Below are 12,598 nucleotides of genomic sequence, written 5' to 3'. Positions count from 1 at the left end.
TAGGCCCGCGTCCCCAGCCGCCCGCGCACAGCCCGCGCACCCCCAAGCCCGCGCACCCACCCAGCCCCTCCACGGGGTGTGCGCGGTGGGTCAGACGCGTGAGCGGTGGAAGTTCTGGAACGAGCGTGAGGCGGTCGGGCCGCGCTGGCCCTGGTAGCGCGAGCCGTAGACCGAGGCGCCGTACGGGTGCTCCGACGGCGACGACAGGCGGAAGAAGCACATCTGGCCGATCTTCATCCCGGGCCAGAGCTTGATCGGCAGCGTCGCGACGTTGGACAGCTCGAGCGTCACGTGACCGGTGAACCCCGGGTCGATGAAGCCGGCCGTCGAGTGCGTGAGGAGGCCGAGGCGGCCCAGCGACGACTTGCCCTCGAGGCGGGCCGCGACGTCGTCGGGCAGGGCGACCGACTCGTACGTCGAGCCGAGCACGAACTCGCCCGGGTGGAGGATGAACGGCTCGTCCGGCGCCGTCTCGACGAGGCGCGTGAGCTCGGGCTGGTCCTCGGCGGGGTCGATGACCGGGTACTTGTGGTTGTCGAACAGCCGGAAGAACCGGTCGAGCCGCACGTCGATGCTCGACGGCTGGATCATGGCCGGCTCGTACGGGTCGAGGCTGATGCGACCGGCGTCGAGCTCGGCGCGGATGTCGCGGTCGGAGAGCAGCACGGGGTCACGGTAGCGAAGTGCTGTGCGACACGGGCGGCATGGCCGGGCGGGGAACGTCCGGTGAACGATCCACGGGTCCGTCCACATCCTTCGTGCGGGAACGGTCCTGGCTGTCCACAGAAGAGGGCGTGCTACCGGGTCGGTGTGCACACAGGTGTGGACACTTCCTGTGGATAACTTCCGGGACCCTGCGCGGACCGGGCCGACCGAGGTGGCACGCGGACGGTCGTAGGGCAGTGCCGGAGGGGTGCCGCGGGCCGGTATAGTCGGGGGTCGTGTCCCCTCGGGGGCGCAACGCGGGTGTAGTTCAATGGTAGAACTCCAGCTTCCCAAGCTGGTAGCGCGGGTTCGATTCCCGTCACCCGCTCCATCCACTCAGAACCATCGACAGGGCCAGCCCGGATCACTCCGGTCTGGCCCTTCGTCGTCGGGCGGACGGGTGAGCGCGACTCGCCGGGTGGCTCGGGCGTCAGGGCCCGGACGGCGTAGCCCCAGGTCACGGTCCGGACACGCGGACGTCGGCGGGGACACGGAATCCCATCGATCCGGTCACGACCGGGCAACTCCGACGTCGCGCTACCTCGCCCGCCCCTAGCGTTCGGGCCACCAGGCCACGACGACGGAGATGGGGCGACCATGAGGACCGACCGGCGCACTGCTCGGACCGCGGACCGGCGGAGGGCGACACTCACCGGGGCGGCGCTCGTGGCCGTGGTCGCCCTCGCCGGGTGCACCGCTGGGGACGGATCGACGGCGGACGGGGTCTCCGGCGAGGCGGGGTACGTCCAGCCCGGGCCCGACGAGTCCTGGGTGGTCCCCGGTCCGGACGCCTCGGAGCCTCCGGCCGGTCAGGTCATGACCGACCCGGAGCGGGACGCGCTGTCGACCTTCGCGCTCGACATCGACACCGGCTCCTACACCCGGTTCCGCGACGCCGCCCTCAACGGGATGTCGATCGACCCCAGCGAGGTGCGCACCGAGGAGTTCGTCAACTACTTCGCGCAGGACTACGCGACTCCCCAGACCGGGCTCGACGTCAGCATCGACGCCGCGGTGCTGCCGTTCCGCCCCGAGCACCGGCTCGTCCGGGTGGGCATCAGCAGCGCGGCGGTCACCGACGAGGCCCGTGCCGACACCGACCTCGTGCTCGTCGTCGACTGCTCGGGGTCGATGAGCGAGGCCGGGAAGATGGAGACCACGAAGGCGGCCCTGCGGACCCTCGTCTCCTCGCTGCGGGCCACCGGCCGCGTGGCCATGGTCTGCTACTCGACCGAGGCCCGCGTGGTCCTCGAGCCGACGCCGGTATCGGAGCGCGACGGTGTGCTCGCGGCCGTCGAGGAGCTCTCGCCGCAGGAGTCGACCAACGCCGCGGCCGGGCTCGCCCTCGGCTACGACCTCGCCATGTCGATGCGGACCGAGGGCCGGATGACCCGCGTCGTCCTCATCAGCGACGGGGTCGCCAACGTCGGCGAGACCGACCCCGACGGGATCCTGTCGCGGATCAGCACCCAGGCGAAGACCGGCATCAACCTCGTGTCCGTGGGCGTCGGCATCACCACCTACGACGACCACCTGCTCGAGCAGCTGGCCGACCAGGGCGACGGGTGGCACGTCTACATCGACTCCGACGCCGAGGCCGAGCGGGTCTTCGGCACGGGGCTGACCGGGTCCCTCGTGGTGGCCGCGACCGACGCGCGGGCCCAGGTCGAGTTCGACCCCGCGCAGGTCTCGGGCTACCGGCTCCTGGGCTACGAGAACCGCGCCGTCGCCGACGAGGACTTCCGCAACGACGCGATCGACGGCGGCGAGGTGTTCGCGGGGCACGCGACGACGGCGCTCTACGAGGTCGCGCTGCGCGAGGGGAGCTCCGCCGAGCCGTCCGACCTGCCGTTCGTCCGGGCGACCGTGCGCTACCTCGACGACGCCGGTCGGGCCGTCGAGCGCACCGGGACCCTGTCGGGTGCCGACGTCGCGACGTCGCTCGGCGAGGCCTCACCGCGGCTTCGTCAGGACCTCGTCGTCGCGGTCCTGACCGACCGCCTGGTCGGCGGGCCGTGGTCGTCGCTGGTCAGCGACTCGGACCTGCGTCGCGAGGCCAAGGCCCTGACGGGGGTCCTCGACGGCGACCCCGACGTGACGCAGCTCGTCCAGCTCGTCGACCGGGTCGCGACCTGACGTCAGCGTCCGTCGGGCTCGGACGCGAGCACGAGGACCGCGGCGACCGGCCGGGGCGGGACGGCCCCCTCGGCGGCGTCCGGGTCCGCGGGCGGGTTCGCGGCCCAGGCGAACAGCACGAGGCACGCGGCGACCACCACGGCGACGACGAGCACCGCCCAGCTGACGCCGACGACGCGCCGCCGCGTCCGCAGGTGGCTGTCGAGCTGGACGGCGGCGCGGGCGCCGAGCCGGAGGTCGTCGTTGCGGGCGGTGAGCACCGCGACCTCGGCCCGGACACGGTCCGCGTGCGCGGTGCGTGCCGCGCGGGCGTCGTCGTCGGCCTCGCGGGCCGCGGCGAGCTCCGCGTCGTGCAGGCGGGACTTGGCCTCGTAGAGCGCGGCCCGCGCGTTCGTCAGCGCGGTCAGCAGGTCGGGGAGCGAGCCGGTCCCGCGGTGGTAGCTCGAGTCGCGGGCGACCGACGACGCGACCGCGCCGCGCGGCGAGCCGGCCGCGAGCTCGTCGAGGCGTTCGAGGTCGCTGAGCCGCCCGGGCATCGTCGCCCAGGTGAGCAGCCCGACGGCCGCGACGACGAGGACGACGGCGAGCGTGACCGACCCACCGGCGGCGAGCAGGCGGGGCCGGTCGTCGTCCCAGCTCAGGCCGCCGATGCTGGTCAGCTGTGTGCCCGCGACCATGAGCGACGCGACGGCGCCGAGCGCCCCGACGAGCCACGTGAGCGTCGCGAGCGCCTGGGCCGTGCGGGGTGCGAAGGGGTTGGCCGACGGGTCCGCGGGCGCGGCCTTCGGGGTCGTGCCGCCGTCCTTCGCCGCACCCGAGCCGCCACCCCCGCCGCCTGCACCCGGGCCGCCGTCGGTCCCCGACGCGTCGTCGTCCGGGGCCTTCGCGCCGGGGCCGCCGACGGCGTCCGCGACGGCGCGCAGCGTGCCCGCGAGCCCGCGCGCGACCGACCGGGCCGCCGACCCGGCGAGCGCGCGCAGCGGCACGGCTCAGGCCGTCGCGGTCGGCGGGACCTCCACCGCCACGGACGAGACGTGCGGCCTGACCGCTCGCCGGACGTCGTCGGCGCTGAGGTCGTGCTCGGAGTCGAGGTGCACCTCGAGGAAGCTGCCCTGGGCGTTCTCGGACACCCAGTCGGAGAGCTCTGAGCTCGTCGTCCCGTGCTCCACGCGGACCGAGAAGATCGGCGGGTAGTCGTCGGACGAGGTGCGGATGACCTGGATCGGCATGGCGGGCCCCCGGGGTGCGTCGTGTCCTGCCAACGTCCTCCCGCGCCCGCCGGGTGTCAAGGGCGGGCGGGGTCGCACCGCAGGTCAGCGGCGGGCGGTCGTCCGGGCGGTGCCTCGCCCGGAGGCTCACGGCGCGGCGGGAGCCGGTCGCTCGTAGGGCGCCGTCATCGCGCCGTCGGGGTCGAGGCGCTCGAGCAGCGCGGTCGACGCGTCGCGCAGCGAGCGCAGCTGGGCCGGGCTCAGGGCGTCGACGACGAGCTCGCGGACCGTCGCGACGTGCCCCGGTGCGGCGTCGACGAGGACCGCCCAGCCGTCGTCGGTGAGGCGCACGTTGGTCGCGCGCCGGTCCTCGGGGCACGCGGTGCGCTCGACGAGGCCGCGCTTCTCGAGGCGGCTGACGACGTGGGACAGGCGCGGGAGCGTGGCGTTGGTGCGCGCGGCGAGCCCGGTCATGCGCAGCGTGCGCCCGGGTGCCTCGGACAGCATCGCGAGCGCGAGGTACTCGAAGTGCGTGAGCCCCGAGTCGCGACGCAGCTGCGCGTCGAGCGCGCCGGGCAGCAGCTCGACGACGGCGATGAAGGGCAGCCAGGCGGCGAGCTCGTCGTCGTCGAGCCATCGGGTCGTCATGTCGTCAGCGTAGCGCAATGGTTGACAGGACAACTAACGGCGCGTACGGTCAAGGTTGTCGGATCAACCAAATCGCCCAGTCGGAGGAGCCACCGTGACCGTCACCGGGACCACGCCCGTCGCCGCCGAGCGCCTCGGCCTGCCCGGGGGCTCCGGGGTGGCCGCGTGAGCGACCTCCTCCCCGCGGGCACCGACGTCGACGCGGTCACGCTGCACGTCGGCGACCTCGCCGCCCAGACCGCGTACTACCAGCGCGCGCTCGGGCTGACGACGGTCGCCGAGCGGGCCGCCGGCGTCGTCCTCGGGCGTCGCGGCGTCCCGGTCGTCGAGCTCGTGCACACGCCCGGGCTCCCGCAGCCGTCGCGCCGGCAGGCCGGCCTGTTCCACACGGCCGTCCTGTTCGACACCGAGACCGACCTCGCCGCCGCCGTGCTCACCGCCTCGCGTGACCCGCGGTCGCGGTTCGTCGGCAGCGCCGACCACCTCGTCAGCCAGGCGTTCTACTTCACCGACCCCGAGGGCAACGGCATCGAGCTCTACCACGACCGGGACCGGTCGCGATGGGAGTGGGACGGCGGCATGGTCCGCATGGCCACCGAGTACCTCGACCCGCAGCAGTTCCTCGAGCAGCACCTGAGCGAGTCAGCGGTCGACGGGATCACGGACGCCGCGGCGCAGGTGGGCCACGTCCACCTGCAGGTCGGGGACATCGCGAGCGCGCGGCGGTTCTACGTCGACGCCCTCGGCTTCGAGGTCACGTGCGAGTACCCGGGCGCGCTCTTCGTCGCCGCGGGCGGGTACCACCACCACCTGGCGGTCAACGTCTGGAACAGCCAGGGCGCCGGCCCGCGCGCCTCGACGCTCGGTCTCGGCGCGGTGCGCATCACGGTCCCGACGCGCGACGAGCTCGACGCGGCGGCCGACCGCCTGCGCCACCGAGGCCTCGCGGTCGCCGACGACGGTGCGGAGCTGCGCACCGAGGACCCGTGGCGCAACGCGGTGACGCTCGCGGTGGCTGCCTGACGCTCACCCCTCGGTGGGGTGGGGCCAGAACTGACGTTCCCGACCGCTCGCCCACTGCGCGACCAGCACCGTCGCGTCGTCCTGCAGCACGCCGCGCTGGTGGTCGAGCACCTCGTGCATCAGGCGGCGGAGCGTCTCGGGCGCGGGGCGGGCGTCGTCGGCCGAGCGCTCGAGCTGGTCCGCGAGGCGTTCCAGGCCGTAGAAGCGGCCGGCCGGGTCGCGGGCCTCGGTCACGCCGTCGGTGTAGAGCACGGCCCAGTCGTCGGGCTCGAGCCACTCCTCGGCGACCTCGCCCGACCCGTCGCCCAGCCCGAGCAGGATGCGGCGACCGCCGCCGAGCTGCTTGACCACCTTGCCGCGCCGCACGAGCAGCGGCGCGGGGTGGCCGGCGTTGACGTAGCGCAGACGGCCGGTCGCGAGCTCGAGCTGCGCGAGCACGCCGCTCACGTACATCTGCCGGTCCCAATGCTCACCGACGGCCTCGTCGATCGCCGCGCACGTCTCGAACAGCCCGAGACCCTCGCGCCGGCTGTTCCGGTACGCCGCGAGCGTCACCGCGGCCACGAGCGTGCCGTTGAGGTCGTGACCCGTGGCGTCGAACACGGCGAGGTGCGCGACGCCGTCGACGACGTTGTAGTCGAACGCGTCGGCCGCGACGCCGTAGCAGGGCTCGAGGATCCCCGAGACGACGAGTCCCGGGCAGCCGAACGTCAGCGGGGGCAGGAGGCTCCAGAGGAGCTCCGAGGCGACCGTCCGGCGCTGCCGCCGCGACAGCATCGTCAGCGCGTCCCCGTAGGGCGTCTTCGCGGCGATCATGTGCCCGGCCACGTGGGCGAGCAGGCGGTACCGGTCGACGACGGCGGGGTCCGTCGGGTCCGTGCCCTCGGGCAGCAGGAGCTCGATCACGCCGAAGCGGTGCACGCCGTCCAGGAGCGGGACCCAGAGCGTGTCGCCCTGCGACAGCGGCTCGAGGCGCTGGAAGACCCGTCCGGCGACGGTGCCCTCGATCGGCAGGACGTCCGGCGGCTCGGGCGGGGTCCCGCCGGGTGCGCACACCAGCACGCGCTGCTCGTAGTCGACCAGGTACATGCGTGCACCCCAGCCTGTGAGCCCGGCGGCGCGTGCGACGACGGCCGGCAGCTCCCCGGGCGGCGCCTCGTGGACGTCGTCGAGGAACGACCGGAGCACGGACAGCGTGCGTGCACCTCCGGAGTCGTCCATCACGTCAACGTACGGGCGCCCGTGCGGGACGGCGCGTCCGGGGCGTCGCAGCGGGTGTTCACGAGCCCGTTCCCGCGCACTTACCCGGTGACCCCCGAGGCGTTATCGTTCGACGCGGAAGGCCCGCTGCACGCCCCCCCTGAGCAGCGGGCCTTCCACACGCCCGGACCGGCGACCCGGGGCCGGGCCGCCGGACAGGACCCCAGGGCGGGGACCCAGGACAGGCAGACCCGCGACCCGGCCGACCGGCCGACGAGGAGGCACCGTGCAGCTCACCGTGACCGTCGCCGAGGCGCTCTCGCTCGCCGCCGCGAAGCAGCCGCTGCCGCCGTTCGTGCGGTCGGTGGACGCCGAGGGCTCGACGCTGCGGCTCCGCGTCGACATCTCGCGGCTGCCCGACGCGCCGTCCGCGCTGCGCTTCGTCGCCGCCGCGGTGGGCACGGTCGACGTCGTCGTCCGCTTCACGGGCTACGCCGACGGCGTCGCGACGCTCGCCGTGACGTCGCAGGCGCGCGGCCTCCCGGTCCACACGCTGCTCAACGCGCTCACCGACACCGCGACCGCACAGCTGCGCCGCCGCGGGCTCGGCGACGTGGTCGAGATCCGCCGCGGCGCGAGCGAGCCGACGGTCGCCGTCCACGTGCAGCGCGCCGTGGAGGCGCGCACGGCCGGGCTCGTCGTCACCGCCGTCGACCTGCGTGACGCGACCGTGCACGCGACGGTCGCCGTCGGCCCTCCGGGGACGGTCCGCCTGCCCTGATCCGGGTCCGCCCGCGCGCCCCGGGGATCACCCGTCCGGCGGCTCTCTGGCGCGAACCGGGCGGTGTTACCGTTCACACGGACCCGCTGCTCCCCCCCTGCGCAGCGGGTCCACTTCTTTGCCCGCCCGTGGCGGGAGTGCGCTCAGCCCCGGGGCTTCAGGCGGTGGTTGGGCATGGGCGGGGCGGGCAGCGGCGCGTGCGGGTGCCCGACGACGACGCCGAAGCGCGACCCGCTCCCCGGTGCGTGCGTGCCGACGTCCGGAGCGTCGTCCGCGGCGAGGTCCGCGGTGCGCGGGTCCCCGTCCGCGGGGTCGCCCGTCGCGTCGACCCGGGCGTCGTCGGCGCCGATCTCCGCCTGCCAGCGGCGCCGTGCCGCCTCGACCTCGGCGTGGTCGCGCCCGATGAAGTTCCACCACATGACGATCTGCTCGCCGAGCGGCTCGCCGCCGATCAGCAGCACGCGCAGGTCCTCGCCGTCGTCGGCGTGCAGCGTCAGCGCGTGCGCGCCGGGAGCGACGTGCAGCAGCTCGGCGCGGTCGGCGCGGGCCGCCGACGACGGCGGGACCGCCGCCGGCTCGAGCCCCGGCGCCGCGCCGTCGCGTGCCTCGTCCGGGCGTGCGACGTGCGGCTCGACCGTCACGCCCCCGCGGTCGACGAGCACGCCGTGCTCGAAGGTGGGGTCGACGTCGACGGTCCACGCGGTCCCCGCACGCAGGACCACCTCGGCGCCGACGAGCGGCGAGAAGGTCGGCACGGGCGACGTCGTCCCGGCGAGCGAGCCGAGGAACACGCGCGCCTCGCCCGACGGGAGCGCGGTCACGGGCGGGACGTGGTGGTCGAACCGCGGGGCCGCGTCGCGGTCGCGCTCAGGCAGCACCGTCCACAGCTGGACGCCGTGCAGGACGGTCGTCGCGTCGGTCGAGTCCTCGGAGTGGCTGATCCCGTGCCCGGCGGTCATGAGGTTGAGCTGGCCCGGCCGCACGACGACGTGCGTGCCGAGGCTGTCACGGTGCTCGACCTCGCCCGAGAACAGCCAGCTCACGGTCTGCAGGCCCGTGTGCGGGTGGGGCGGGACGCGCATGCCGCCCGTCGCGGCGACGTCGTCGGGGCCGTAGTGGTCCGCGAAGCACCACGCGCCGATGAAGGACCGCGCGCGCTGGGGGAGCGTGCGGCGCACCGTCATCGCGCGCGGCCCGCCGAGTGGCACGTCACGCGGCGTGAGCAGCTGCGTGGTGCCGGCCGTCGTGCCGTCCGCGCCCGTGCAGAGCACCTCGGTCGGTGCCGTGTCGAGGTTGGTCATCGCCCTCCGTCCAGGGGTCCCACAGGAGGCAACACCGCGGTGACCGTGCCTATTCTCGGCGGACCCGAGCCGAGGAGGCACCCGTGAGCGACACCGTGAGCGACCTGCAGGTCAGGGACGACACGACCGCGCTGCGCTACGAGCTGGTCTCCGGCGACGACGTCATCGGCCACGCGACGTACCGGTGGCAGAGCGGTCGTGTCGTCGTCGAGCACACCGTCGTGGACCGCGAGCGACGCGAGCAGGGCAAGGGGTCCACGCTCGCGCGCGGGGTGCTCGACGACCTGCGCTCGCGAGGGCTCAAGGTGGTCCCGCAGTGCCCGTTCATCGCGTCGTTCATCGAGGAGAACCCCGAGTACCGCGACCTGGTCGACGAGACGCCCGACGACGTCTGATCCGGCCCCGCGCCCGACGGCGCCTCGCCGGCCCGGACGCCGGACGGCGTGTCGCCCGGCCTCGCCTGGCGCGGCGTTCCTACCCTGGGTACAGCGAAGGCCCCTCGGAATAGGCGTCCGAGGGGCCTTGCTGCGGTCGTCCCCTGTGCCACCGCGAGGTGGCGGGTGACCCGGGTCGGTGTCCCGTGTCGGCCGGTCCTGCGGTCTCCCGCGGTCCCGGTCGGGGCCGTCCTCCGGCCGGTCCGTCGGACCGTCGCGTCACCGTACGCGCCCGGGCGGGTCACCCCACCCGGCCCCACGCAGGTCGCCCTGCGCGAGGGGTCCGGCCGTTCTCCGGTCGGTACCGGCCCGAGGTGCGGACCGGGTCGCCCCGGTGCCGCTACGGCTCGCGTCCCTCCCGGTCTCCCGGTCGGTCCGGCGTCGCCCTCGTGCCGATGAGGAAGTTCTAGACCTCCCGGAGAACGCCCCGCAAGCACTTGGTGAACCCGGTTTTCGTCCACCGTCCACACACAGGTTTGTCCACAGCTGTGGGTGGTGCTGGTGTGCTCTCCGCACAGCCCTGTGGACGAAATCTGTGCACGACAGCGGACGTGCCGAGGGTCACGCGCGGCTGCGCACGATCCTCTGCGTCAAGGGCCGACGACGCTGCTCGGGCCGCCGGGTCGTTCCCTCCCGCCCCGCGACGGCCCATGAGGGCTGGTTCCCGATCGGGGAAGGTCCGTGCCGGTATCCGGAACGGACCTTCCCCAGCCGCGCACGCCGGGTGCCTCCCGCGACGGCCCTGATCTGCCAGGACGGCAGGACTGAGCGCCCGTGTCCGACGTGTGCTCAGGCGTCGGCGCGGTTCTCCTGGACCATGACGTCGGACGCGTGGATGCAGACCATGCGCAGGCGTCCGGTGCCCGCGGCGACGAACCGGTGCCAGGTGTTCGCCTGCACGACCGCGACCTCGTCGGCCCGGACGCGCACGACGTCGTCGCCGAGGGTCACCTCCGCCTCGCCCCCGGCGCCTGCCCCGCACGCTTCCACGGGGACGCGACGCTGCACAGCCCCCAGCCGCAGGCGTCAGCGTCCGTACACCTCGAGCTCCTCGACGCGCACGCCACCCGTCCCGTAGGCCGACGTGACGCGCAGCCGGACCCACCGTGCGGCGACGTCGGGCAGCACCCACGTGTGCGGTCCCTCGGTCGCGGCGAGCGTCGCGGTCGCCGTCGTCGTCCAGGTCGTGCCGTTCGTCGAGGTGAGGACGACGACGTCGCGCGGACCGGAGCCGACGCGGGAGAACACGCGCACCGAGTCGACCGTCGCGGACCGGCCGAGGTCCACCGTGAGGTCCTGGGGCGCCGTCGTGGTCGGCCGGCGCAGCGAGCCCCACGACGTCGCAGACGAGTTGTCCACGGCCCGTGCGGGCTTGGACCCCGAGGAGACGGTGGACGTCGCCGTCGCGGGACGCAGGTAGGCGAGGTTCGGTCGCGGGTCGAACCGGTCGTGCACCGACAGCTCGCGGATGGACACCCACGACGTCGTCGTCCCGACCACGCCCGTCACGGTGAGCCGGACGTACCGGGCGTCGACCGTGGCGGCGAGGGTGTCGAGCGTCGTCCCCGCGACCGGCGTTGCCGTCCGGTCCACGACCGTCGCCCACGTCGCGCCGTCGACGGACGTCTCGACCCGGTACCGGTACGCGCGGTCGGCGTACGGCACGAGCTGGACGTTGCTCACGCGCTGCGCCGCGCCGAGGTCGACCGTGAGCGACTTCGGGAACCCCGACGCCGACCACCGCGTCGTCATGTCGCCGTCGACCGCGCGCGGCGCCTCGTTCCCGGTCTGCTGCGCGGTCGCGGTGACGGGTCGGCCCGTCGACGCGGCACCCGTGAGCCGCGCCATCTCGCTGCCCGCGAGCAGGAACGCACCGACGCAGAACGGCGGCGAGTCGACGTGCAGCGTGCCCGCGGACGTCGCGGTGGGAGCGGTCCGGGGCGCCGCGGCGGTGTACGGCGTCGCAGGCGCGAACCCGACGTACTGGCACCCCGACACGAAACCGCTCGGGCGCAGCGCGACGGTCGTGAGCCCGCGCCACGCCTTGACCAGCACCGGGAGGTAGGTCGCGCGGTCGAGGACGCCCGTCCGGACGCCGTACCCGATCGCGTACGCGATGAGGCCCGTGGCGCTCGTCTCGGGCTGCGGGAACGCCGACGGGTTGGTCAGGCTGGGCCGCCACATGCCGTCGCTGCCCTGGAGCGTGCGGAGCCGGTCGGCCATCCCGACGAGCATGTCGCGGTACGTCGCGGCCCGCGGGTCGCCGGGCGGGAGCGTCTCGAGCACCTGCGCCATGGCGGCGACGACCCAGCCGTTGCCCCGTCCCCAGAAGACCTCGGACCCGGACGCGTCGCGCGTCCCGACGTACCGGCAGTCGCGGTACCAGAGCCGCTCGGCGGCGTCGTACAGGCCGCGCTGGGTCGCGGTGCACGGGAAGACCGTGGTCCACCCGTCGTCGCGGACGTGCGCGAAGAGCGCGTCGAGCTTCGCGAGGTACGCCGGGTCGCCCGTCCTCCGGGCCGCGTGCACCCACGCGGGCAGGCCCATGTACAGAGCGTCGACCCAGTAGTACTGCGACAGCGGCAGGCCCGTGAGGTCGCGGGTCATCTGCGCGTCGAACGCCGTCAGCGACGCACGCGGGTCGAGCGCCGCGAGGTCGACGTACACCTGACCGGCCTTGACGCAGTCCGGGTTGAGCGTGGTCGAGCACGGCAGCGCCCAGGAGCTGCGCGTGCCCCAGGCGACGGCCTGCTCGAGGTACCTCTGGTCGCCCGCCGTCGTGAAGAGCCGCGTCCCGCCGTCGGCGTACGTCGCCCACGACCAGCCGTTGCGGGTCACGGTCGTGAGCGGCCACGTCGGCGCGTAGTAGTCGGCCGCGCGGCGCGTCGCCTCGAGCACCGCGGCGTGCGTCGGGACGTCCAGCGTCCCGACGACCGGGAGCGTCACCGCGGTCGGCGCGGCGCCCGTGGTGGCCGGGGCGTCCGGCGGGCCGGGGTCCGGCGTGGCCACCGCGGGTGCGGTGCCTGCCGCGAGGAGCGCGACGACGGCGAGGCCCACCGCGGCTCGACGGCCTCGGGACCGCGCGCGGATCGGGGTCGGACGGAGCATGACGACTCCTCCCGGCGCGGCCGGGTCCACCCCCCTCGGCGGTCGTCGGCCTGC

General features: G+C 74.6%; 12 protein-coding genes and 1 tRNA gene. 5 read left to right on the top strand and 8 right to left on the bottom strand.

The window, feature by feature from the left end:
* Window positions 1–90: 90 nt before the first annotated feature.
* The gene (dcd, locus tag IEV86_RS05670) at window positions 91–666 is read right to left on the bottom strand and encodes a dCTP deaminase (RefSeq protein ID WP_043605890.1); all 576 of its coding nucleotides are present in this window, start codon (window positions 664–666) and stop codon (window positions 91–93) included.
* Between the two features lie 296 nt (window positions 667–962).
* On the opposite strand from dcd, the gene IEV86_RS05665 reads away from it, so the two are divergent.
* Both IEV86_RS05665 and IEV86_RS05660 read left to right on the top strand, forming a co-directional pair.
* Window positions 963–1,036 (top strand) — tRNA-Gly (locus IEV86_RS05665).
* Between the two features lie 485 nt (window positions 1,037–1,521).
* Window positions 1,522–2,841 carry a vWA domain-containing protein gene (locus IEV86_RS05660; protein WP_188484587.1) on the top strand — a complete coding sequence of 440 codons (1,320 nt, stop codon included), beginning with the start codon at window positions 1,522–1,524 and terminating at the stop codon, window positions 2,839–2,841.
* A 2-nt stretch (window positions 2,842–2,843) separates the two neighbouring features.
* On the opposite strand, the gene IEV86_RS05655 is transcribed toward IEV86_RS05660, so the two are convergent.
* The 3 genes from IEV86_RS05655 to IEV86_RS05645 form a co-directional block, all read right to left on the bottom strand.
* Window positions 2,844–3,827 (bottom strand): hypothetical protein, encoded by a 984-nt coding sequence (locus IEV86_RS05655; RefSeq protein ID WP_188484586.1) that lies wholly within the window; start codon window positions 3,825–3,827, stop codon window positions 2,844–2,846.
* Window positions 3,828–3,830: 3 nt separating this feature from the next.
* Window positions 3,831–4,070 carry a hypothetical protein gene (locus IEV86_RS05650; protein ID WP_043607271.1) on the bottom strand — a complete coding sequence of 80 codons (240 nt, stop codon included), beginning with the start codon at window positions 4,068–4,070 and terminating at the stop codon, window positions 3,831–3,833.
* 126 nt (window positions 4,071–4,196) lie between these two features.
* Window positions 4,197–4,697 (bottom strand): MarR family winged helix-turn-helix transcriptional regulator, encoded by a 501-nt coding sequence (locus IEV86_RS05645; protein ID WP_043607274.1) that lies wholly within the window; start codon window positions 4,695–4,697, stop codon window positions 4,197–4,199.
* 165 nt (window positions 4,698–4,862) lie between these two features.
* Between IEV86_RS05645 and IEV86_RS05640 the strand changes: the two genes are divergently transcribed.
* A complete protein-coding gene (locus tag IEV86_RS05640; protein WP_043607279.1) occupies window positions 4,863–5,720 on the top strand; it encodes a VOC family protein in 858 nt (285 codons plus the stop codon).
* Between the two features lie 3 nt (window positions 5,721–5,723).
* On the opposite strand, the gene IEV86_RS05635 is transcribed toward IEV86_RS05640, so the two are convergent.
* On the bottom strand, window positions 5,724–6,941 hold the full coding sequence (locus tag IEV86_RS05635) for a PP2C family protein-serine/threonine phosphatase (RefSeq protein ID WP_229734512.1): 1,218 nt from the start codon (window positions 6,939–6,941) through the stop codon (window positions 5,724–5,726).
* A 265-nt stretch (window positions 6,942–7,206) separates the two neighbouring features.
* Between IEV86_RS05635 and IEV86_RS05630 the strand changes: the two genes are divergently transcribed.
* Entirely contained in the window at window positions 7,207–7,701 is a 495-nt protein-coding gene (locus tag IEV86_RS05630; protein ID WP_052426263.1) for a hypothetical protein, read from the top strand.
* A gap of 143 nt (window positions 7,702–7,844) precedes the next feature.
* On the opposite strand, the gene IEV86_RS05625 is transcribed toward IEV86_RS05630, so the two are convergent.
* Window positions 7,845–9,002 (bottom strand): pirin family protein, encoded by a 1,158-nt coding sequence (locus IEV86_RS05625; protein ID WP_043607283.1) that lies wholly within the window; start codon window positions 9,000–9,002, stop codon window positions 7,845–7,847.
* 83 nt (window positions 9,003–9,085) lie between these two features.
* On the opposite strand from IEV86_RS05625, the gene IEV86_RS05620 reads away from it, so the two are divergent.
* Entirely contained in the window at window positions 9,086–9,397 is a 312-nt protein-coding gene (locus IEV86_RS05620) for a GNAT family N-acetyltransferase (RefSeq protein WP_202595170.1), read from the top strand.
* Between the two features lie 828 nt (window positions 9,398–10,225).
* On the opposite strand, the gene IEV86_RS05615 is transcribed toward IEV86_RS05620, so the two are convergent.
* Both IEV86_RS05615 and IEV86_RS05610 read right to left on the bottom strand, forming a co-directional pair.
* Entirely contained in the window at window positions 10,226–10,426 is a 201-nt protein-coding gene (locus IEV86_RS05615) for a cupin domain-containing protein (RefSeq protein WP_268235195.1), read from the bottom strand.
* Window positions 10,427–10,462: 36 nt separating this feature from the next.
* The gene (locus tag IEV86_RS05610) at window positions 10,463–12,544 is read right to left on the bottom strand and encodes a glycoside hydrolase family 88 protein (protein ID WP_152605672.1); all 2,082 of its coding nucleotides are present in this window, start codon (window positions 12,542–12,544) and stop codon (window positions 10,463–10,465) included.
* Window positions 12,545–12,598: the final 54 nt, after the last annotated feature.

Source organism: Cellulomonas carbonis (assembly GCF_014636275.1).
Taxonomy (GTDB): Bacteria; Actinomycetota; Actinomycetes; order Actinomycetales; family Cellulomonadaceae; genus Actinotalea; species Actinotalea carbonis.
Note: the sequence above shows the minus strand (reverse complement) of the source record. Positions and strands in the feature narration are given on the sequence as shown.